At 65.6% G+C, this 21,959-nt stretch carries 14 protein-coding genes; 7 read left to right on the top strand and 7 right to left on the bottom strand.

Annotation, left to right across the window (positions count from 1 at the left end; translation table 11 throughout):
* From wecB to YH64_RS01380, 4 genes are all read left to right on the top strand, one after another.
* The gene (gene wecB, locus YH64_RS01395; RefSeq protein WP_046802714.1) at positions 1–1,161 is read left to right on the top strand and encodes a non-hydrolyzing UDP-N-acetylglucosamine 2-epimerase; all 1,161 of its coding nucleotides are present in this window, start codon (positions 1–3) and stop codon (positions 1,159–1,161) included.
* A 141-nt stretch (positions 1,162–1,302) separates the two neighbouring features.
* Positions 1,303–3,519, top strand: a complete 2,217-nt coding sequence (locus tag YH64_RS01390) for a cellulose biosynthesis cyclic di-GMP-binding regulatory protein BcsB (RefSeq protein WP_046802713.1) — start codon at positions 1,303–1,305, stop codon at positions 3,517–3,519.
* A 13-nt stretch (positions 3,520–3,532) separates the two neighbouring features.
* Positions 3,533–5,227: a glycosyl transferase family protein gene (locus YH64_RS01385; protein ID WP_046802712.1), complete on the top strand. Its 1,695-nt coding sequence runs from the start codon at positions 3,533–3,535 to the stop codon at positions 5,225–5,227.
* A complete protein-coding gene (locus YH64_RS01380) occupies positions 5,224–8,091 on the top strand; it encodes a tetratricopeptide repeat protein (protein ID WP_143215211.1) in 2,868 nt (955 codons plus the stop codon). The genes YH64_RS01385 and YH64_RS01380 overlap by 4 nt, the downstream gene beginning before the upstream one ends.
* Here the strand turns inward: YH64_RS01380 and YH64_RS01375 are convergent.
* The 5 genes from YH64_RS01375 to YH64_RS01355 all read right to left on the bottom strand — a co-directional run bounded on the left by YH64_RS01375 (position 8,088) and on the right by YH64_RS01355 (position 12,434).
* Positions 8,088–9,038 carry a DUF4434 domain-containing protein gene (locus tag YH64_RS01375; protein WP_082134322.1) on the bottom strand — a complete coding sequence of 317 codons (951 nt, stop codon included), beginning with the start codon at positions 9,036–9,038 and terminating at the stop codon, positions 8,088–8,090. The two genes, YH64_RS01380 and YH64_RS01375, sit on opposite strands and share 4 nt — an antisense overlap.
* A 63-nt stretch (positions 9,039–9,101) precedes the next feature.
* A complete protein-coding gene (locus YH64_RS01370; protein WP_046802709.1) occupies positions 9,102–9,515 on the bottom strand; it encodes a YidB family protein in 414 nt (137 codons plus the stop codon).
* A 119-nt stretch (positions 9,516–9,634) separates the two neighbouring features.
* Positions 9,635–10,876: a lytic murein transglycosylase gene (locus YH64_RS01365; protein ID WP_143215210.1), complete on the bottom strand. Its 1,242-nt coding sequence runs from the start codon at positions 10,874–10,876 to the stop codon at positions 9,635–9,637.
* 2 nt (positions 10,877–10,878) lie between these two features.
* On the bottom strand, positions 10,879–11,592 hold the full coding sequence (locus tag YH64_RS01360) for an MOSC domain-containing protein (protein WP_046802708.1): 714 nt from the start codon (positions 11,590–11,592) through the stop codon (positions 10,879–10,881).
* Positions 11,589–12,434, bottom strand: coding sequence for a ferritin-like domain-containing protein (locus YH64_RS01355; RefSeq protein ID WP_046802707.1), 846 nt, complete (start codon positions 12,432–12,434; stop codon positions 11,589–11,591). Before YH64_RS01355 ends, YH64_RS01360 begins: the two co-directional genes overlap by 4 nt.
* A 95-nt stretch (positions 12,435–12,529) precedes the next feature.
* Here YH64_RS01355 and YH64_RS01350 point away from each other — a divergent pair, with 95 nt between their 5' ends.
* Entirely contained in the window at positions 12,530–13,660 is a 1,131-nt protein-coding gene (locus YH64_RS01350) for a GNAT family N-acetyltransferase (RefSeq protein WP_046802706.1), read from the top strand.
* Positions 13,661–13,679: 19 nt separating this feature from the next.
* Here YH64_RS01350 and YH64_RS01345 read toward each other — a convergent pair whose 3' ends face one another.
* Complete coding sequence (locus tag YH64_RS01345; protein WP_046802705.1) at positions 13,680–14,150, bottom strand: DUF1854 domain-containing protein; 471 nt, start codon at positions 14,148–14,150, stop codon at positions 13,680–13,682.
* A 21-nt stretch (positions 14,151–14,171) separates the two neighbouring features.
* Positions 14,172–16,457, bottom strand: a complete 2,286-nt coding sequence (locus YH64_RS01340; protein ID WP_046802704.1) for an ABC transporter ATP-binding protein — start codon at positions 16,455–16,457, stop codon at positions 14,172–14,174.
* Between the two features lie 269 nt (positions 16,458–16,726).
* Between YH64_RS01340 and cphA (YH64_RS01335) the strand changes: the two genes are divergently transcribed.
* Positions 16,727–19,342 (top strand): cyanophycin synthetase, encoded by a 2,616-nt coding sequence (gene cphA / locus YH64_RS01335; protein ID WP_143215209.1) that lies wholly within the window; start codon positions 16,727–16,729, stop codon positions 19,340–19,342.
* A 14-nt stretch (positions 19,343–19,356) separates the two neighbouring features.
* Positions 19,357–21,927 carry a cyanophycin synthetase gene (gene cphA / locus YH64_RS01330; protein ID WP_046802702.1) on the top strand — a complete coding sequence of 857 codons (2,571 nt, stop codon included), beginning with the start codon at positions 19,357–19,359 and terminating at the stop codon, positions 21,925–21,927.
* Positions 21,928–21,959 lie beyond the last annotated feature (32 nt).

The raw sequence follows: 21,959 nt of genomic DNA, 5'->3' as shown, positions 1-21,959 counted from the left end.
ATGAAAGTCCTATCCATCTTTGGGACCCGTCCCGAAGCAATCAAGATGGCACCGCTGGTCACCGCGCTTGGCAAAGAGCCACAGATACAGAGCGTGGTTTGCGTGACCGGCCAGCACCGCGAGATGTTGGACCAGGTCCTGGCGCTGTTTGACCTGCGCGCCCAGCACGACCTGGACGTCATGGTCCCCAATCAAACGCTCAACGGCCTGTATGCGCGGCTGATCGCAAGCGTGGACAGGGTACTGGACGCGGAGCAGCCCGACTGCGTACTGGTGCACGGCGACACCAGCACCGCGTCGGCGTGTGCGCTGGCATCTTTCCACCGGCGCGTGCGCATCGGCCACGTCGAAGCCGGTTTGCGCACCGGCAATCTGGCGATGCCGTTCCCGGAAGAAATGAACCGGCGCGTCGTCGATGCCGTGGGCGATTGGTTGTTTGCCCCCACGGCGCAATCGCGCGCCAACCTGATGCGCGAAAACCTTGCCGGAAAAATCACCGTAACGGGCAACACCGTGATCGACGCCCTGGCGATGACCTGCGCCAAGCTGGACCCGGCCGGGCCGCTCGCACAAGGTCTGGACGCGCGCTACGACTGGTTGGACCCCAAGCGGCGCCTGCTGCTAGTCACCGGCCATCGACGCGAGAGTTTCGGCGGTGGCTTCAAGAACATTTGCGCGGCGCTGGCGGAACTGGCGCGCCGCAATGATTTGCAGATTGTGTACCCGGTGCATCTGAACCCGCAGGTGCGCAATGTGGTCATGACGGACCTGGCCGGGCTATCGCATGTCCATCTGATCGATCCCCTGGATTACCTGGATTTCGTGTGGTTCATGCAGCGCGCCCATCTCATCCTGACGGATTCGGGTGGCGTGCAAGAAGAGGCGCCCTATCTGGGCAAGCCGGTCCTGGTGATGCGCGACGTGACCGAGCGCCCCGAGGCCGTGGAAGCCGGCACGGTGGCCCTGGTGGGCACCGACACGAGGCGGATCGTGACCCAGGTCAACCGGCTGCTGGACGACGCCGACCAGCACGCCTCGTTCTCACGGCGCATCAACCCCTACGGCGACGGCCGCGCCAGCCAGCGCATCGTGGACGCGCTATGCGGGCGGGAGGTTTCCGAGTTCGATCCGTACCGGGACGCCAACGCGCCCTCGCCCTGACGTCACGCCCCCCGCCCCGATCAATAGCCCCGATCAATAGCCCCGATCCATAGCCCTGAACAGAAGCCCGATCAGCCATCCCGAGCCGTTGCCTTAATCCGCCCGACCTTATTCGCGACGCATTCCGCCCCGGAGCCCCCAATGCACCCCAGCGCCCTGCCCGTCCCCGTTGCCCGAGTCCTTTGCCATGCCTTGATGATGGCGGGGTTGGCCATGCCGCTAAGCAGCCTGGCCAGCCCGGCCGGCGATGCGTTGCGGCGCTTGCAGGGCGACGGCTGGATCACGCGCGACACCACCTTGCTGGACCTGGGCGTCAAGGACCCCGTCGTCCTCAGCAACAGCGATGCACGCCAGGAGTTCTATCTGCCCGTGCCGCGCGGCGTGCCGATCTCGGACGCCACACTGACGTTTGATGCCAGATATGCCAAGGGCGAGGCCGGCCGGACCACCTTGGTGCTGTGGCTGGATGGCGTGCCGCAAACGGCGGAGCGCATCGCCGATGGCGACGGGTCGGTCACACGCAGCCTGAACGTTGATAACCGCAACCGCGAGTCCGGCTTCTTGCGCCTGCGCGTGGACTGGCAATCGGAGATCGCGCTGCGCCGCTGCGAAAGCAACCGCGCCACCGCCAATGCGCTGGTCATTTCACCGCAAACGCACCTGAGCTATCGCTACGACGCCTCGGCCATCGGCAATCTGGACGACGCGTGGGGCACGCTGCCCGGCAAGCCAGTGCTGATGGTGGCGGGCGCCAAGCTGGACCAGCAGGCCTTCGACAGCGCCTGGCGCCTGGGGGTGGCGTTGGAAAGGTCGGGCAAGCGCGTCGCGGTTCGTGCGTTCCCATCGGTAGGCGACGAGGTCGATACGCGTGGCCTGCAAGCACCGGCGGGGCTGGAACAGGTTGCGGCATTTGCCGCCGTTGCCAACAAGCCTGCGCATAAACTGGCCGGCCCGGCGGAAATCGGCGCGCTGCTGGTGTTGGGCGCCCCCGCCGTCAGCGGCGACGTCGTGATTGCCGACGCCGCGCTGCGCGGCCGCTATAACGAAGCGCTGGATGCGCTGGCCGCGCAGCTTGCCGTCGACACCGATGCGGCCGCCGCCTTCAAGAGCTGGCGCCAGGCGCGCATGCCGCTGGCAGGCACCGACCTGCCCTCGGGCGATATCCGTTTGCTGCCGCTGGGCCGGCAGGCCGTCATCGCCGTGGCGGCGGATGCCGGCGCGCAAGCGGCGGGCGCGTTCGACAGCGCATGGCGCCGCATCCTGGTCACACGGCAGGTCAACGTCAAAACGGCCACCTCGCCGCAGGCTTCCGACGACGGCGCCGTGCGCCTGACCTCGTTGGGCGGATCGGCGACCAGCTTCGACGTCGTGGCGCGTGGCGACTGGACCACCACTTTCCCGCTGGGGACCGTGTCCTCGGACGGCCTGATGCCCGACGAGCTTGTGCTGGACCTGGCGGCGGCCCCCGGCGCATCGTCGACGCGGCCCGTGGCATCGGTGTTCTGGAACGGCATCTTGCTGGCCGCCCGGCAGATGGATGCCGACGGCAAACCCGAGCGCCTGACGGCGCGCGTGCCCGGCTATGCCCTGGGGGTGACCAATGCGCTGCGCGTCCAGTTCCAACGCCAGCCCGTATCGGTCGACTGCAACGAAATTTCCCAGGGCTACCCGGTAAACGTGCTGCCCACCAGCTACGTAAAGCCCGGCAAGCCGCAGCCGGACGGCACCTTTGTGGGGCTGTTGCCGCTAATGGCCGGCAACCCGCAAGTGATCATTCCGGACAGCTACCTGGCCGACGCGCCAGACAACATCAAGCGGGTGATCGGCATCGCTTCGGCAAGCGGCGTGTCGCCCACGCGCGCTGAATTATCGGTGGCGCCGGCAGGCCAGCCGTTCAAGCCGGCCCGCGCCTTCCTGGCCATGGAAGTGCCGGTGGACGGCGCCAAGCCCATGGTCCAGGTCACCGACCGCAAGCAATTGAAGGTGGATGGCCGCAACGCAAGCTGGCTGGACATCTCCGGGCTGGACCACCTGAGCACCGCCGAAGTGGTGCGCGGTAATGGCCAGGACGGTGTGCTGTGGCACACCGTGGGCCAACACCCGGGCATGCTGGACGCGCCTTTCGTGCTGAACCGCGGCAACGTGGCCGTCGTCGGCGTCAACGGACCGATTGCTTGGATAGACAGCGCCAACCCGCAAGCCAGCAACCCCGCGGGCCCCGGCGGCAGCGCGTTCTTCGAATGGCGCCGCTACATCGCCTGGAGCGTGCCGGCGATCAGCGTAGCGCTGCTGGTCCTGATATTGATCCTGATCGTGGCGCGGCGCGTGGGCCGCAAGAAGAACCGCGGCAACCCGTAAGCCGGACACCGCCATGTCTTCGCTTTATTGGCCGTATTTCATCGCGGACTATTACCGCGGGCTGGAAGTGGTGACCGCCGTCGTGGGGGTCATCATCCTGCTGTCCAGCCTGGATGATCTGTTCATCGACGCCTGGTTCTGGCTGCGCGAGCTGCGCCGTTCGCTGACCGTCAAGCGACGCTACACCGCGCTATCCGCCGAGGCGTTGCGCGCCAAGCCCGAACAGCCGCTGGCAATCATGGTGCCTGCCTGGCTGGAGTACGACGTGATCTCGTCGATGCTTGAAACCATGGTGTCCACGCTGGAATACAAGGACTACATGATCTTCGCGGGCACCTACCAGAACGACCAGCGCACCATCGACGAAGTCGAGCGGATGCGGCGGCGTTACCGCAAGCTGATCCGCGTTGAAGTGCCGCATGACGGGCCTACCTGCAAGGCCGATTGCCTGAACTGGATCGTGCAGGCCATCTTCGCGCAGAACGCGAAGCAGCCCGTGCCGTTTGCCGGCGTCATCCTGCACGACAGCGAAGACGTGCTGCATCCGCTGGAGCTCAAGTACTACAACTATCTGCTACCGCGCATCGACTTCATCCAGCTGCCGGTCACGTCGCTGGAACGTCACTGGCACGAGCTGGTGGCCGGCACCTACATGGACGAATTCGCCGAATGGCACACCAAGGACCTCGTGGTGCGCGAGAGCTTGTCGAAGATGGTGCCGTCCGCCGGCGTGGGCACCTGCTTCTCGCGACGCGCGCTGGAGGAGCTAGCGGCCGAAACCAACAACCAGCCGTTCAATACCGACACGCTGACGGAGGACTACGACATCGGGGCGCGGTTGGCGCAGCGCGGCATGAAGCAGATCTTCGGCAAGTTCGAAGTGGAATACGTCACGCGCCGCCGCTCGTGGTTCGGCCTGGGGCCGGAAAGAGTTTCCACGATCCGCATGCCGCTGGGCGTGCGCGAGTATTTTCCGAACACGTTTCGCACCGCGTACCGGCAAAAGGCGCGCTGGACATTGGGCATCGGTTTGCAAGGGTGGCAACAAGTGGGCTGGACCGGGTCCCTGGCCAATCGGTACTTGCTGTTTCGTGACCGCAAGGGTCTGGTGACGTCCTTTATCGCCATCCTGGCCTACGTGTTGCTGGCGAACTTCTTCGTGTTCTTCCTGGCCGATAAATTTGGATGGTGGAAGGTGTACTACCCCTCGTATTTCCGGCCCGGAGGATGGTTGGTGATTTTGATGTGGCTCAACGCCGTGGCGCTGCTGCTTCGCGTTGTGCAGCGCGCGTACTTCGTCGGGCGCATGTATGGCTGGGAACACGCGGTGCTGTCGATTCCCCGCATGATCGTGGGCAACTTCATCAACGCCATGGCCGCGGCGCGCGCGTGGCGCCTGTTCATCGCACACCTGATCACGGGCAAGCGACTGGCATGGGACAAGACCATGCACGACTTCCCCAGCACGGACCAGTTATCGCAGCAACGCCAGCGGCTTGGCGAATTGTTGTTGTCCTGGCAGGCCATTGACCAGGACACGCTGGCGCGCGCGCTTGAGATCCAGGCGCGCGAAAAAAAGCCGTTGGGACAGATCCTGACCGAGCAAGGCTGGTTGGACGAAGGCACGCTAAGCGAAGCCATCGACTTTCAACAATCAGGACAGGCGACCACACCGCCGCACTCCAAAGACAAACCCGCGCCGACATGACACCGTTGACCCGTTCGCTGATTCTGTCCGCCGCCCTGGCCGGCATGGGGGTTGCGCCGCCAGCCAGCGCGCAAAGCGCCACGCCCGCCACCGCGAAAACGGAAGCGCCGCTGGAAGGCGCCGCGTTTCGGTTCGCCGAAGAGGCTTACAAGAATTTCGATGCCGGCAACTATGAGCTGGCTGCGCGGCAGGCCGCATCGGCCATTGTGCTGCGCCCGGACGTGGAACGCTTGCACCTGCTGCGAATCTACGCGCTGCAAAAACAAGGCAAGCTGAAAGAAGCCGACCAGGCCGCCGCCGACACCATCAAGGAAGGCATCGATACGCCAGCGTTACGGCAGGCCCGCGCCAATCTGCGCCCGGCACCGCCAGCCGCCCCGGCTTCCACGCCCGCCCCGGCGCCCGTGCCTGGGCCAGGGCCGGGGCCCGGTACTGCTGCCGCCACCGCGCCCGGCTCCGCATCGGCCGCTGCATCGCCTGCCGCATCCCCCGCCGCCTCGGCCTACCGTCGCGGCTATCCCATCGCCACACGCGCCTACGCCGACTACAAGCGCGGCGACTATGCCGCTGCCGCAAGCGGCGCCGAGCGCGCATTTCGCATCGACCCCAAGCAAGGTGCGTGGGCCATGCTGTGGCTGGACGCATTGGAATCGCAGAACCAATACGCCCAGGCCGACGCCGCCATCGACCGCGCAATTGCGCTGGGCGCTCCGAACAAAAAGGATCTGGCTGCTCGGCGCCAGACGATGGCAGCGCGCATGGCCGCCAAACAGGCCGACGCCGCCTACCAGGCATTAAGCAACAACCGTGTGGATGATGCCGTGCCGTTGGCGCGCCAGGCCGTGGCGGCGTCACCCGACACCGCCAGCTATCGCATGCTGCTGATAACAGCGCTGATGCAAAGCGACCGCCTGGCCGAAGCCGAAGCGGCCGCCACCGACGCCATCAACGCCACCGCCGGCGCCGAAGCCACCCCCGCCACCCGCGCGCCCAGCGGCAACGTTACGGCACTGGTCATGCGCGGCTACCTGCGCCAGCGCCAAGGCAAGACCGATCTGGCGAACGCGGACTTTGACGCGGCGCTCAAGCAAGGACAATTAACCGATGCCCAGCGCCGCAACGTCCGGCTGCTGGCCGCCGACGCCGCATTGGCCGGCGGCGAAAATGCCCGCGCCCTGGCTTTGATGACGCCATTGGGCAACCAGGACAACGCCGCCGATGCGCGGATAAAACGTGCGCGTTCCCGGCCCGCCGTGCCCGCCACGCTGACGCTGGCCAATTACCCCGCGCCGGTCCAGGACTGCCGCAACACATCGCCCGGCGCCTACTGCGAACTGCTGCCGTCCGACGCGGTCGGCAGCGGCGGCCCCGCCGCGCGGGCCTATGCCGCCTATGCGCGCGAAGATTACGCCGAAGCCATCGCTCAGGCCCGCCTGGCCGTCGAGCAAGACCCGGCCAACCCGGAATACCAGCGGCTGTTGACCACCACGCTTGCGGCCGGCAAAGGCGCACAGCTGGCCGAGGCCCTTCAACGCATGACCGACGCGCTGGTGGCGCAACCCAACGACCCCACGCTGCTGATGCAGCGCGGCTACCTGCGCCAACGTATGAAGCAGCCGGCCCTGGCATTGCAAGATTTCCAGGCCGCGCGCGCCACCGGCAAGGCGCCGCCCACGGTGATCCTGGACGAAGGTTATGCGCGCGCCGGCGCGGGCGACAAGCGCGGCGCGGTGGCGGATTTAAAGCACGCTATCGATGAAGCCGATGCCGGCAAACTGGAACTGACACCGCAGCAGCGCTTCGACACGCGCAGCGGCGTTGCCGAGTTGTCGCGCGAATGGGGCGGCTATGTGTCCGCCGGCTATCGCGGCGCACGGCCGGCGTCCTCCGGGCTGGGCGGCGCGGCAATCACGGTGCCTGGCGACGCCGTCTTCAGCACGGCCGAGATCTTCTGGCGCCCGGCTGACTTCCTGAATTCGGCCACGCAGACCTTCGAGTTGTATGGCCGCTTTTCCAACACCTTATATGACAAAGGCGGCAAGACGACCGGCCAGACCGTCGCCGACCCATGCGGGGGCAGCATCGATGTCGCAGAGACCCGCAACGAAGGCATCGCGGGCTTGCCCACGACGGTCGGGTCGCTGGGCATGCGCTTCACGCCATCCACCGAGGTGGGCCTGACGTTCGGCATTGAACGGCAGTTCAACCTCGGCACTGCCACGCGCCAGGGCACGTTCAGCCCCGCGCCGGCGGCCCTGCGTTGCGCGCTGAATCAGACGAATCAATCGCCCCACTACCAGACCACGGCGGACAACGGCGCGTGGCTGGCCTACATCACCTATGGCTTGTACGAAGGCACGAACCTGCGCATCGACCGCCCCGACTGGTTCACGATGGAAGGCTATTTGCAGGGCGGCTATTCCTGGCAGGACATGCCCGCAAAATTCTGGCTGCGCAACAACGCCACCGGCGAAGACGGCGACAAGGTCTCGGGCCGCATGAAACGCGACCAGGCGTTTGGCGCCGGTGAACTGCGGATGGGCCGCAGCTATCGGATGGATGCCATCAGCGACCGGCTGGTGTTCTTTCCGTATGCGGTCGTGGGCGCCGACTGGCTGTGGAACAAGAACCGCGCCTCCTTCAACATCCAAGGCGATTCATATTCCATCGACCAACAAGGCAATGGCTCGTCATGGTCACTGGGCGCGGGCCCCGGCTTCAACGTGCGTTACTGGTTCCGCGAAGACCACTACAACGCGCCACGATCCTATCTGGACCTGACCACGCAGTACCGTTTCAACATCGGCGGGGGCGCGGCCGACCGGGCGCGCGGGCTGTTCGTCAACCTGACGCTGTCGTACTAGACGCGCGCGTCCAGCCAGGCGCGCATCAGCGCTCGCGCCTCGGGCGTGTTGTCGATGACCCAGGGGTCAATCGCAAACGCCACCACCCGCTTGGCGCCATAGCCGCGCGCGACTTCCCACTGTTGCTTGACCCGATCGAAGTCCGCCGAGCGTGCCTTGAAGGTCGAGCCGTCGGTGCTGCCCGAGGGCAGTTCTTCGAACAGTTCCAGGACCAGATCGAACGATGCGCGGCGCGCCAGCAGCATGTCGTGCAGCGGCGCAAGCGCCTGGTAGTTGGCCAGGCCGGACACGCCCACGCCATCCTGGATCATGGGATGAATCGCCACCTGGTCCAGGATGGCGCTCCACAGATTCATCAGCGAACCGTCGGTGGGCAGGCGGGAATGGTAGGTGGAAATACAGGGCGGGCGCCCCCGGCTGGTGTCCTGCGCCGCGCGCGACAAGGCGTCCAGCCACGGCATCAGCAACGCTTGCCGCGCGGCAGAGGCCCAGTTGTATTGTTCCAGCTCGTAGGGCAGGTACCACCCACGAAACGACCTGCGCTTGGGCCAGGGCGCGGCCTGCATGTAGGCCACGCCGCGCGTGCGGGTGTGGTCCAGGTAGGCTGCCAATGCCCGCGGGTTGGCATTGCCCAGCATCTCCCACCAGCGTTGGTCGTAAGGCAGGCCCACATGCACGCCCAGGCCCTGGTGTTCGGCCTCGTCGAAAATCATGCGCAGCGTGGTATCGGACGCCATCCAGTCGTCAGGGCGTCCGCCTTCCAGGCCGACCCATTGCAGGAAGATCTCGCGGCATCCCAGGCGCCGATAGGCCGACAGCCGCACGCGCCAGTCTTCAGGCGTCAAATCCAGATGGCTGCGCCACAATTGCAAAAACGTGGCGTTCAAGGACAGAGGTGGCGCACAGGCGGCCAAGGGCGCCAGCGCGCCCACGGCCAGCGCCTGCAACAGGCGCCGGCGGGTGGGAGAGGAAAGCGGTTGACGTATCAGGGGTAAGCCCGTCCCGCTGGGTCAGCCCCGATTGCCGAACATGCCGGACAACGAGGCCAGCAGATCGGTGGGGTTGAAATCCTGGCCAGGCTGGACCTCGCCTTGCGGCGTGGCGTTGTCCACCAGTTGCGGCAACAGCGACGACAGCGAGCCCAGCACCGAATCGGTGTCCTGCCCGGTCTTGGCGGCCAGTTCGTTGACGACGCCCGGGTCCAGCACGGCGCCCAGCTGGTCGGGACTGACGGGCAGGTTCTGCCCCGTGCCCACCCAAGACGCCACGATTTCGCTCAAGCCGCCCTTCTGAAAGCTGGCGATCAGGCCAGTAAGACCACCCGGATATTTGTTCAATTGTTCGATCAGCGCCGGCAGCAGCGATGCCGAGCCTCCTTGCTGACCGCCGCCGGCCATCGAGGCCAAGGTATCCAACAAGCTCATCGCGGTGCTCCTGAAAAGTGGGAAATCCAGTATAGGGCCGCGACCGGCGCGCGGCATGTCAAGGCGGTTACCCGAGGCCGGATCTTTGCAAAACTTGTAAATCCGGCCGCTGGGCGGGATCAACGCGGCAGAGTGGGCGCCTGAGATGCCTGCGACGCCCGCAGCGCCCGCAGCGCTTTCTGGCCCGCGCGCCCGTCGGCGGGCAGCCCCAGTTCACGTTGGGCGGCTTGCAAGGCCTGACGCGTGCGGGTGCCCACCATCCCATCGGGTTCGCCCACGTCATAGCCCTTGGCGATCAACAAGCGTTGCAGTTCGCGGCGTTCCGCCCGCGACAGCCCCGGGTCGTCGGTGGGCCAGGCTTGCAGCAGCGGGCCGCCGCCGCGCAAGCGGTCCGACAGATGGGCGATGGCCAGGGCATAGCTTTCGGCCGCGTTGTACGAATACAGCGCATCGAAATTGCGAGTTACGAGAAACGCGGGGCCTTTCCTGCCGGCCGGCAACAGCAGGCCGACGGGCGTATCGCCCGCGGGCAGCGCTTGCCCGTCCGCGCGGGTCACGCCTTGTTTTGCCCACGCGGACATTGCCCGTTTGTTCTTGCGCCCCGCCCCGGCCGTATCCAGCGCGGCGGGCAGGCGGACTTCATAGCCCCAGACCAATTGCGGATTCCAGCCGGCGCGTTTCAGGAAATTGGCGGTTGAGGCCAGTGCGTCGGGCACGCTGTCGACCAGGTCGCGGCGGCCGTCGCCATCAAAATCCACCGCCAGCCGAAGATAGGTCGACGGCATGAACTGCGTTTGACCAAATGCGCCGGCCCACGAACCCACCAGCCGCTCCGGCGCGATGTGTTCGTCCTGGATGATTTTCAGCGTTGAAAAAAATTCGCCTCTGAAATACGCTTGCCGCCGGCCAAAGCACGACAGCGTGGACAGGGACGTCAACAAGGGGCGCCCGCCCAGCGTACGGCCGAAGTTGCTCTCCACACCCCAGACCGCCGCGATGGTGGCTGGGTCAACCTGATAGCGCGACGCCGCACGCGCCAGGTCAGCCTGCCAGCGCGCCATGCCCGCCTGCCCGTCCGCCACGCGCTCGTCATCCACCAGGCCCGCCATGTAGTCCCAGATGGGCGTCTTGAATTCGGGCTGCGCGTCCAGCAGATCGATGACCGCCATGTCGGGCGACAAGCCCGCCGTATGGGTGTCGAAGGTGGCGGCGGACACGCCCGCTTTCTGCGCGGGGCCGCGCAGCTGCGACAGGCAGGCGGCGTAAGGGTCGGCCGCCTGGGCGCCGAAAGCAGGCACGGCAAGCGCCGCGCAGCAAAGTGCCCGGGCCAGGGCGGATGTGGTCGGTAAGGACACTTTCATGTTTAACGTTCCTGCGATGTCGGGGCGTCCACATCGCCTTGCAGGCGGCGGGTCCAATCTTCAACCTGCCCGGCCTGGGCGCGCTTTTCGAACAGCGCCCGCCAGTTCGGCGACAGTTCGGGCAGCGCGGCCAAGGCGTGCAGCACATCGGCCTCCAGCACGCGCCGGTTCAGCACGTCTTGCACGCGGGCAAGCGGCCATTGTGCATGCGGGCGTTCGGACAGCGTCAGCGTGTCGCCCGCGCACAGCCAGCCCTCTTGCAGCACGCGGTAATACCAGCCCGTCATGCCGCTGGCCTGCACGCGGGCCGCCATGCCGCGCCGGGCGAATCGGTGATCCAGTTTCCAGCACGGCTGGCGCGCTTGCGACACCTGGATCAAGGCGGTGCCCGCGCGGAACACATCGCCCACGCAAACGTCGGCTTCCGTCATGCCTTGGGTGGATATGTTTTCACCGAATGCGCCCGGCGCCTGCAATACCCCGCGTTCGCCCAGCTCGGCTTGCCAGGCGGGATAGTGTTCGCGGGCGTAATGATGCAGCGCCTTTTCCGGGCCGCCATGAAAACGGCGGTCGGCTTGTTCGTCGCCGCGCAGCCCTTCGGCCCCCAGCCACAGGCGCTGGGCAACCGGGTGTTTGTCGATACCGCTATCGCGGCCGGAATCGCCCAGCGGACGCACGGTGCCGGTCAGCAAGGCATCAATGGTGATCGGTGTCATCGGGTGTTCAGTTCCGGCTGGTCGGCTTGCAACGCGGCCAGCTCGGCGTCGTCGAACCCCGCCGCGCGGCGCGCTTCCAGGTTGAACGGGCCGCGCAACCGGGGGGCGTCATAACGCCGCGCCAGGTCGGCGTAGCAGGCCACGGGTTCCAGGCCCGATTGGGCGCATAGGTGCTTGAACCAATGGTTGCCGATGGCCACATGGCCGATCTCGTCGCGCAGGATGATGTCGACGATGGCCGCGCTGGGCGCGTCCCCTGCCCCGGCCAGCTTGTTGCGGATCATGGGCGAGGCGTCCAGCCCGCGCGCCTCCAGCGTACGCGGCACCAGCGCCAGGCGCGCAAGTAGGTCGCCCCGCGTGCGCTCGGCCATGTCCCATAACCCGTTGTGCGCGGGAAAGTCGCCATAGGCGTAGCCCAGCGCCGCCAACCGCTGGCGCAACAGGTCGAAGTGATAGGCCTCTTCGCGCGCCACGCGCAGCCAGTCGCGATAGAACGCGTCGGGCATGCCGGCAAAACGCCACAGAATATCCAGCGCCAGATTGACCGCGTTGAATTCAATATGGGCCAGCGCGTGCAGCAGCGCGGCGCGGCCTTCGACCGTGGCCATGGACCGATGCCTGACCTGCGCGGGCGGCACCAATTCTGGATGCTCCGGCCGGCCGGGCAAGCCGTGCGGCGCGACGAATTCGCGGGTGCGGTCCAGCGGCGCGCTATCGGCGATCAGGTGCACGGCCGCCAGTTTTTCCGGCCACGTCTTGGCGGCAAGCGCGGCCAAGGCCTGCCCGCGCAAGCATTCCGCAATCGGCGCGGCATCTGCCGCGGCGATGGTGTTGCTGTCCATGGTGTTTCCAATCCCAGGCGGCCCGTGCCGCCGCAATCCCTGAAAAAGCCCACGGTTTCAAACCCGCGTGCTGGCGAAGACTTTATCATTCACGGATGGATTCCCTGCGCTTGACCATTGAAACCGACCTGTCCCGCATCGACGCCCATGCCTGGGACGCGCTGGCCGGTGATCAACCCTTTCTGCGGCACGCGTTCTTGTGCGCACTGCATGAGACGGGATGCGCCGCGCCGGCCTCGGGCTGGGCGCCGCATTATCTGGCACTGTGGCGTGACGGCGCGCTGGCTGCCGCCACGCCGCTTTACCTGAAGTCGCACTCGCGTGGCGAATACGTGTTCGACTACGCCTGGGCCGACGCCTTCCAGCGCCACGGCATGCGCTATTACCCCAAGCTACTGTCGGCCATTCCGTTCACGCCCGTCACGGGGCCGCGGCTGTTGGCCACCAACGACGAAGACCGCGCCACGCTGGTGCGCGGACTGGTCGCCTTTGCCGAGGAAATCAAGGTGTCGTCGCTACACCTGCTGTTTCCGGCGGACGAGGACATGCACGTGCTGCGCGAGGCCGGCTTCATGATCCGGGAAAGCGTGCAGTTTCATTGGACCAACCCGGGCTACGCGGATTTTGACGCATTCCTGGCGCTGATGAGCCACGACAAGCGCAAGAAGATCCGCCAGGACCGCAAGAAGGTCGCCGCCGCCGGCTTGTCTTTCCGCTGGTTGTGCGGTGGCGACATTACCCCCGCCGACCTTGGCTTTTTCTACGATTGTTATTGCCGCACGTATTTCAACCACGGCAATCCGCCCTATTTAAACCGCGATTTCTTTGAACGCGCGCATCGGGAACAGCCGGACGCGTTTGTATTGATCCTGGCCGAACGCGACGGCGTGCGGGTGGCGGCAGCGCTGAATCTGGCGGGCGGCGACGTGCTGTATGGGCGCTATTGGGGCGCCACCGAATACGTGCCGGGCCTGCATTTCGAGACCTGTTATATGCAGTCGATTGCGTACTGCATCGCGCATGGCATCCGCCGTTTTGAAGGCGGCGCGCAAGGCGAACACAAGATGGCGCGCGGCTTGTTGCCGACGCCGACATGGTCGGCGCACTGGGTGGCGCACCCCGGTTTTGCCGAGGCGATCCAGAACTTCCTGGACGAAGAAACCTCGGCGGTCACGGACTATCTGGGCGAACTGGAATCGCACACGCCGTTCAAGGGCAGCGCCTAGCGCGCCAGCGCGGTAATTCCTACAGAAAGCGGTCCAGCAGCTTGCGGCTGTGCTTGTCCAGCGCCAGGATGTCGCGCACCAGATAGAAGATGCCGTGGCTGTCGGCAATCAGCAGCGTCTGCGGGCTGAGCCGGCGGATGTCTTCCTCGCCGCGCAGCGTGAAAGACGTGGGGCCTCGATCCGTTTCAACCTTCCAGGTGCTGGGCGTGGCAAAGGTCGATACGCTGGCCAGCTTGCGGATTTCGGGCATGAATTCACGCCCGGCAAGCTCTTCTTCTATCAACGCCCGTTGCGGCGCCGGCACGTCGGACAGGTGTTCGATCCACAGCAGTTCGTGGCCGTCGCTGGTCACCAGCGACAGGCCGCGTCCCGCTTCGCTGATGGGGAAGGCGCGCACGGGGATGACGCCTTCGTGCGTCTGGCCGTCGGCGGATTGATATTCCAGACGCCCAAAGGCATTGCGGCGTAGCTGAAAGGTCGGCAACGTCATGAAGATAATCCCGGTTCGGCGTCAGGCCACGGCGGCCATGTCTTCGCTGCCCGACGCCTGCGCGTCGGCTTCCGCCTGGCGCGCTTGCGCCTGGTAGAGGCGATAGTAGGCGCCCTCGCGGGCCATCAGTTCTTCGTGCGGCCCTTGCTCGACGATCTGGCCACGGTCCAGGACGACCAGCCGATCCGCCTTGCGCAGCGTGCTCAACCGGTGCGCGATGGCGATGGTGGTGCGGCCACGGACCAGGTTGTCCAACGCCTTCTGAATTTCCTTTTCGGTGGTGGTGTCCACCGACGACGTGGCTTCGTCCAGGATCAGGATGCGCGGGTCGATAAGCAACGCACGCGCAATCGAGATGCGCTGGCGTTCACCGCCGGACAGGGCTTGGCCGCGCTCGCCCACCAGCGAGTCGTAGCCGTGCGGCAGTCGCAGGATGAATTCATGCGCATGGGCCGCACGGGCCGCTGCGACGATTTCATCGCGGGTGGCATCAGGCTTGCCGTAGGCAATGTTCTCGGCAATGGTGCCGAAGAACAGGAAAGGCTCTTGCAGCACCAAGCCGATGTTGCGCCGATAGTCGGTCACGCGCACCGAGCGGATGTCGATGCCGTCCACCAGCACGGCGCCTTCGGATACGTCGTAGAAACGGCAGATCAAGTTGATCAACGTGCTCTTGCCCGAGCCGCTGTGACCGACCAGCCCAATCATTTCGCCCGGGGCGATGGTCAGGTTCAGCCCGCGTATCACCTGGCGGTTGCCGTAGCGGAAACCCACGTCGCGCAATTCGATGCGGCCGTTGATGTGCGGCAGCGTGGCCGGCTTTTGCGGTTCGGGCACGCTGGACACATGGTCCAGCACGTCAAAAATGCGCTTGGCGCCGGCAGCGGCCTTTTGCGTGACCGACACAATGCGGCTCATGGAATCCAGGCGCAGATAAAAGCGCCCGATATACGCCAAAAACGCAGCCAATACGCCGACCGTGATCTGCTTTTGCGACACCTGCCAGATACCGAATATCCACACCACCAGCAGCCCCACTTCCGTCAACAACGTGACGGTGGGCGAAAACAGCGACCACGTGGTGTTGACGCGGTCGTTCACTTCCAGATTGCGATTATTGGCTTCGCGAAAACGCGCGACTTCACGCTTTTCCTGGGCGAATGCCTTGACCACGCGAATGCCGGGAATGGTGTCGGCCAGCACGTTGGTGATTTCGGACCAGATGCGGTCGACCTTTTCAAAGCCGTGGCGCAGGCGGTCACGCACGGCGTGAATCATCCAGATAATGAACGGCAGTGGCACCAGCGTCACCAAGGCCAGCCACGGGTTGATCGACACCAGGATCACCGCCGTCATCACAATCATCAGGATGTCGGTGGCGAAGTCCAGCAGGTGCAAAGACAGGAACACGCAAATGCGGTCGGTCTCGCTACCAATGCGGGAAATCAGGTCGCCCGTGCGCTTGCCGCCAAAGTACTCCAGGGACAGCTGTTGCAAGTGCTCATAGGTAGTGGTGCGCAAATCGGCGCCGATGCGCTCGCTGACCCAGGCCAGGATGTAGGTTCGGGCCCACCCCAGCCCCCAGGCCAGGAAGGCGGACGCCAGCAAGCCGCTGAGATACATGCGCACCTTGCTGTAGTCGATAGGCGCGCCGTTCTGGAACGGAATCAACACGTCGTCCATCAGCGGCATGGTCAGGTAAGGCGGCACCAAGGTCGCGGCCGTGCCCAGCAACGTCAGCACGAAACCGACCAGCAAGTGGCCGCGATACGGCCGCGCAAACCGCCAAAGCCGCAACAACGCCCACGTGGACGACGGTGCGGCTTGTTCCTGGTTGCAGGTCGGGCATTCTTCCTCGCCTGCGGGGATAACGTTATTACAGACGGTGCAATTGCGTTCCTGCGGCGCTTCTTCGGCTTTGCCCGAAAGCCGGATCGCCTGCTGCGATTCAAACTGCGCCAGCAGGCGCAGCGCGGCCGGGTTGCGGGCCAGCGTGAAACGCCAGACGGCCAGACGCGCCGTGTCGTCGTGCAATTCCAGCACGGCGGCCCCAGCGTGGTCCGTCAGATTAAGTGTTAATTGCGGCCCGTAGGCCCACGAATCCCAACCGTTATCGGCGGAATTTCGGGCTAGAAGGCGCCGGTCAGTCGCGGCGACCAGCCCGGGCTGGAACTTCAGCCGCTGGTCCAGGTCTATTTCAACCCAGGCCAGCAAGGTTTCGCCATCCGCTAATTCAGCGCGGATTTCATCCCGCCAGCGGGCAGGAAAGGCATCGGCAAGGCCGGAAAGCAGGTGTGGTTTTTTCATTGGAACGCATACCGGGCCAGGACTCTGCCCTACTAGGCGGCAACCGGTTTACCACCTATGGCGGCAAACGTGTCCCTTCCTTACAACACAACGAGTTCACGCCTTGAAGGCGTCGTATAGTAGCAGCCGATTTTTCTAATTAGGAATATCTGGGATCCCCCACTCGTTGGCATTATTCTTACAGCGCAACCCCAAAAATTCGCAATAAATTCGCGGTCTTACATAGGGGCGTCCGCGCGTGCCAACCTGCTTCTCAAGTAAATTAAAACATGAAAAAGAAAGACATTGAATTTCTCGATGTCGTGGCTTTGCGCGGCCCGAACATTTGGACGTATCGCCCGGTCCTTGAAGCATGGGTGGATATTGGTGAATTGGAAGACTATCCGTCCAACACCATTCCCGGGTTTTACGAGCGCCTGTCCGAATGGCTGCCGACGCTGATCGAACACCGATGCAGCCCTGGCGTGCGCGGCGGTTTCCTGGCCCGCCTGAAAGAAGGCACCTGGCCCGGCCACATTCTTGAACATGTCACGCTGGAATTGCAGAACCTGGCCGGATTGCGGGGCGGCTTCGGCAAAGCCCGCGAAACGTCGACCCGCGGCGTCTACAAGGTGGTGGTGCGCGCCTGGCAGGAACAGGTCACCCGCACCGCCCTGAACGAAGCGCGCGACCTGGTCATGGCCGCCATTGAAGACCGCCCGTTCGACGTGCCCTCCACCATTGCCAAGCTGCGCAGCCTGGTGGACAAGCACTGCCTGGGCCCCAGCACCGCCTGCATCGTGGATGCCGCCGATGACCGCGACATTCCCTATATCCGCCTGTTTGAAGGCAACCTGGTGCAATTCGGCTACGGCTCGGCCCAGCGCCGCATCTGGACGGCCGAGACCGACCGTACCAGCGCCATCGCCGAAGGCATCTCGCGCGACAAGGACCTGACCAAGGAACTGCTGTCGACCTGCGGCGTGCCGGTGCCCGAGGGCCGCCTGGTGCGCAGCGAGGACGACGCCTGGGAAGCCGCCGAAGACATCGGCCTGCCCGTGGTGGTCAAGCCGTATGACGGCAACCATGGCCGTGGCGTCTTCACCAACCTGACGACCCGCGAAGACGTGGTGTCCGCCTACCGCGTGGCGGTGGACGAAGGCAGCGGCGTCATCGTCGAACGCTTTGTGCTGGGCAACGAACACCGTTTGCTGGTGGTCGGCAACCGCATGGTGGCCGCTGCTGCCGGCGAACCGGCGTGGGTGACGGGCGACGGCAAGTCCACCATCACCGAATTGATCGACAGCCAGATCAACATCGATCCGCGCCGTGGCCGCACCGAAAACCATCCGCTGAACCTGGTCCGTCTGGATTCAGCCGCCCGGCTGGAAATTGCCCGCCAGGGCATGTCGGAAGACAGCGTGCCGGCCGACGGCCAGCGCGTCTTGGTGCAGCGCAGCGGAAACGTGGCGTTCGACGTAACCGACCGCGTGCATCCCAGCATTGCCGCCACCGTCACGCTGGCCGCCCGCGTGGTGGGCCTGGACATTGCCGGCGTGGATCTGGTGGCTGAAGACATCACGCGCCCGCTGGCGGAACAGCGCGGGGCCATTGTTGAAGTCAACGCCGGCCCAGGCTTGCTGATGCACCTGAAGCCGGCCGACGGCGCCCCGCGTCCGGTGGGCCGCGCCATTGTCGACCACCTGTTCCCCGACGGCGACGCCGGCCGCATTCCCATCGTGGGCGTCACGGGCACCAACGGCAAGACCGTGGTGGCACGCCTGGTTGCGCGCTTGTTGCATCTGTCCGGCAAACGCACCGGCCTGGCGTGCAGCGAAGGGCTGTACCTGGACCGCCGCCTGGTGCAAAAGGGCGACCGCGCCGATTTCGCGTCCGGCACCCGATTGCTGATGAACCGCAACGTGGACGCAGCCGTCATCGAAAACGACAGCGGCGTCATCCTGGGCCAGGGCCTGGCCTATGACCGCTGCCAGGTCGGCGTGGTGACCAATATCGACGACGCCGACCATCTTGGCGACTTCGACATCAACGAAACGGAGCGCATGTTCAATGTGTTCCGCACGCAGGTCGACGTGGTGCTGCCGACGGGCGCCGCCGTGCTCAACGCGCGCGACCCCCGCGTGGTGGAAATGGCCGAGCTGTCCGATGGCGCGGTGATCTTCTTCGGCATCGACCCCGCCCTGCCCGCCATTGCCGCGCATTTGCAGCAAGACGGCCGCGCGGTGTTTGTGCGCGACGGCGGCATCATCCTGGCGCAAGGCACCCTCGAAGAACGGCTGGCCGACGTGGCCGCCATCCCGTTGACGCATGGTGGCCGCGTGGCCTTCCAGGTGGAAAACGTACTGGCCGCCGTGGGCGCCGCCTGGGCGCTGGACATTCCCGTGGAGCTGATCCGCGCCGGTATCGAAACCTTCGATATCGATCAGGCCGACGCGCCCTGGCAGTTCACGCTGTTTGAACGCAACGGCAGCACGGTAGTGGTGGACGACGTGCACAACGCGTCCGCCCTGCGCCCGCTGATTGCAGCCATCGACCAGTTCCCGTCAACGCGCCGCGCTGCGGTGTATTCCGCCGGCGCCGACCGCCGCGACGCCGACCTGATCGAACAGGGCCGCCTGCTGGGCGACGCCTTTGACCGCGTCGTGCTCTATGACGACATGACCGTGCAAAGCAAGCGTCCCGAAGGCCAGGCGCGCGCGCTGCTGCGCCAGGGGCTGTCGCAAGGCAGCCGCGTGAAAGACATCCAGGACGAGCCGGATCATGGCAAGGCCATCGAAAGCGTGCTGAACGGCATTGCAGCGGGCGACTTCGTCCTGCTGCAATCCGACGAAGCCTTTTCGGGCCCCACCATCGATCTGGTCCGCCGCTGGATTCAACAATACTGACAGGAATACCTGCCATGGAAGTTTCCCGTATCCGTGCCCTGCGCGGCCCCAATCTGTGGAGCAAGAACACCGCGATCGAGGCCATCGTTTCGTGCGCCGACGCCGAGTGCTCCATCGATAACCTGCCCGAGTTCGAAGCCCGCCTGCGCGCGCGCTTGCCGCAAACCGGGCTGATGCGGCCGGAAGGCCATCAAGGCGCGGTGTCGATCGCGCACGTGTTGCAGATCGTCGCGTTGACGATGCAGGCGCACGCCGGTTGCCCCGTCACCTTCGGGCGCACCTCGTCCACCGTCGAGCCCGGCGTGTTCCAGGTGGTGGTCGAATACAGCGAAGAAGAAGTCGGCTTGCTGGCCATGGAGCTGGCGCAGCAACTGGTGCGCGCCGCGCTGGACGACACGCCGTTCGACTTGCCCGATGCGCTGAAGCGTTTGCGCGATCTGGACGAAGACGTGCGCCTGGGACCCAGCACCGGCTCTATCGTGAACGCCGCCGTCGCCCGCAACATTCCCTATCGCCGCCTGACGCAAGGCAGCATGGTGCAGTTCGGCTGGGGCAGCAAGCAGCGCCGCATCCAGGCCGCCGAGACCGACCTGACCAGCGCCATCTCGGAATCGATCGCGCAAGACAAAGACCTGACCAAGATGCTGCTGGACGCGGCCGGCGTGCCGGTGCCCATGGGCCGCTCGGTAACGAGCGCCGAAGAGGCATGGGAAGCCGCGCAAGAGCTGGGCGGCCCCGTGGTCGTCAAGCCGCGCGACGGCAGCCAGGGCCGGGGCGTGGCGGTCAACATCGAAACGCGGGAACGCGTGATCCAGGCATTCGAAGTGGCCGAGGAAGTCAGCTCGGAAGTTATCGTCGAACGCTATATTCCCGGCCACGACTTCCGCCTGCTGGTGGTGGGCGGCGCGCTGGTTGCGGCATCGCGCCGCGACCCGCCGCAAGTGACCGGAGACGGGCAGCACACCATCCGCGAACTGGTCGACCAGGTCAACGCGGACCCGTTGCGCGGCGACGGGCACGCTACCTCGCTGACCAAGATCCGCTTTGACGACATCGCGCTGGCCACGTTGCAAAAACAGGGCTTTGACGCGGATTCCGTGCCGCCCCCCGGCACCCTTATCTTCCTGCGCAACAACGCAAACCTGAGCACGGGCGGATCAGCCACCGATGTGACCGACGAAGTGCACCCCGAGATGGCCGCGCGTGCGGTCTCCGCCGCGCGCATGATCGGTCTGGACATCTGCGGCGTGGACGTGGTGGCCGAAAGCGTGCTGTACCCGCTGGAAGAGCAGCATGGCGGCGTGGTCGAAGTCAACGCAGCGCCGGGCCTGCGCATGCACCTGAACCCGTCGTTCGGCAAGGGCCGCGCGGTGGGCGAGGCCATCATCGCCAACATGTACGCGGACGGCGACGACGGGCGTATTCCGGTCGTGGCCGTGGCCGGCACCAACGGCAAGACCACCACGGTGCGCCTGACGGCCCACCTGCTGGGCGCCGCCGGCAACCGCGTCGGCATGACCAATTCCGACGGCGTGTATATCGACAACCTGCGCATCGACACCGGCGATTGCAGCGGCCCGCGCAGCGCGCGCAGCGTGCTGATGCACCCGGACGTGGACGCCGCCGTGTTCGAAACCGCGCGTGGCGGCATCCTGCGCGAGGGCCTGGCGTTCGACCGCTGCAACGTGGCCATCGTGACCAACATCGGCATGGGCGACCATCTGGGCCTGGGCTACATCAGCACCGTAGAAGACCTGGCCGTGGTCAAGCGCGTAATCGTGCAGCACGTGCACCCGTCGGGCACCGCCGTGCTGAACGCCGCTGACCCGATCGTGGCCGAGATGGCCGCCAGTTGCCCGGGTTCAATCACGTACTTTGCGGAAGACCGCAACCACCCCGTCCTGGCCACGCACCGCGCGCAGGGGCTGCGGTCGGTGTACCGCGACGGCGATGCGATCGTGGCGGCGCAAGGCGCCGAAGAAACGCGTTTCCCGCTGGCCGACATTCCGCTGACGCGCAATGGCACGATCACCTTCCAGGTTGAAAACGCCATGGCCTCGATTGCCGCGGCATGGGCGTTGAACCTGGACTGGGACGTTGTACGCCGGGGCCTGGCCACGTTCGTGAACGACGCGCAGACGGCCCCGGGCCGCTTCAATGTGTTCGACTATCGCGGCGCCACGGTCATTGCCGACTACGGCCACAACCCCGACGCCATCCTGGCGCTGGTACGCGCGGTGGACGCCATGCCGGCCAAGCGCCGCTCAGTGGTCATCAGCGGGGCGGGCGACCGCCGTGATGAAGACATCCGCATGCAGACGGAAATCCTGGGCGCCGCCTTTGATGACGTGCTGCTGTACCAGGACCAGTGCCAGCGCGGACGCGCCGACGGCGAGGTGCTGGCGCTGCTGCAAGAAGGCCTGGTGGGTGCGCCGCGCACGACGCACATCGAGGAAATCCATGGCGAATTCCTGGCCATCGATACGGCGCTGGGCCGCCTGAAAGCGGGCGATCTGTGCCTGATCCTGGTTGACCAGGTGGAAGAAGCGCTGGCGCACATCGCGCACCGCATCGCCCAGCCCTGAGGGGCGGCGCGGCGGACACGCCGCAATACGCA

The sequence above is a fragment of the Achromobacter sp. LC458 genome, from assembly GCF_001005835.2.
GTDB lineage: Bacteria > Pseudomonadota > Gammaproteobacteria > Burkholderiales > Burkholderiaceae_B > Achromobacter > Achromobacter spanius_B.
This window is presented reverse-complemented; position numbering and strand designations above follow the sequence as displayed.

Excerpts from the sequence above, each read along its gene's own strand:
- wecB (WP_046802714.1), top strand. The coding sequence starts at position 1 with ATGAAAGTCCTATCCATCTTTGGGACCCGTCCCGAAGCAATCAAGATG.
- YH64_RS01390 (WP_046802713.1), top strand. The coding sequence starts at position 1,303 with ATGCACCCCAGCGCCCTGCCCGTCCCCGTTGCCCGAGTCCTTTGCCAT.
- YH64_RS01385 (WP_046802712.1), top strand. The coding sequence starts at position 3,533 with ATGTCTTCGCTTTATTGGCCGTATTTCATCGCGGACTATTACCGCGGG.
- YH64_RS01380 (WP_143215211.1), top strand. The coding sequence starts at position 5,224 with ATGACACCGTTGACCCGTTCGCTGATTCTGTCCGCCGCCCTGGCCGGC.
- YH64_RS01370 (WP_046802709.1), bottom strand. The coding sequence starts at position 9,515 with ATGAGCTTGTTGGATACCTTGGCCTCGATGGCCGGCGGCGGTCAGCAA.
- YH64_RS01365 (WP_143215210.1), bottom strand. The coding sequence starts at position 10,876 with ATGAAAGTGTCCTTACCGACCACATCCGCCCTGGCCCGGGCACTTTGC.
- YH64_RS01360 (WP_046802708.1), bottom strand. The coding sequence starts at position 11,592 with ATGACACCGATCACCATTGATGCCTTGCTGACCGGCACCGTGCGTCCG.
- YH64_RS01355 (WP_046802707.1), bottom strand. The coding sequence starts at position 12,434 with ATGGACAGCAACACCATCGCCGCGGCAGATGCCGCGCCGATTGCGGAA.
- YH64_RS01350 (WP_046802706.1), top strand. The coding sequence starts at position 12,530 with ATGGATTCCCTGCGCTTGACCATTGAAACCGACCTGTCCCGCATCGAC.
- YH64_RS01345 (WP_046802705.1), bottom strand. The coding sequence starts at position 14,150 with ATGACGTTGCCGACCTTTCAGCTACGCCGCAATGCCTTTGGGCGTCTG.
- YH64_RS01340 (WP_046802704.1), bottom strand. The coding sequence starts at position 16,457 with ATGAAAAAACCACACCTGCTTTCCGGCCTTGCCGATGCCTTTCCTGCC.
- cphA (WP_143215209.1), top strand. The coding sequence starts at position 16,727 with ATGAAAAAGAAAGACATTGAATTTCTCGATGTCGTGGCTTTGCGCGGC.
- cphA (WP_046802702.1), top strand. The coding sequence starts at position 19,357 with ATGGAAGTTTCCCGTATCCGTGCCCTGCGCGGCCCCAATCTGTGGAGC.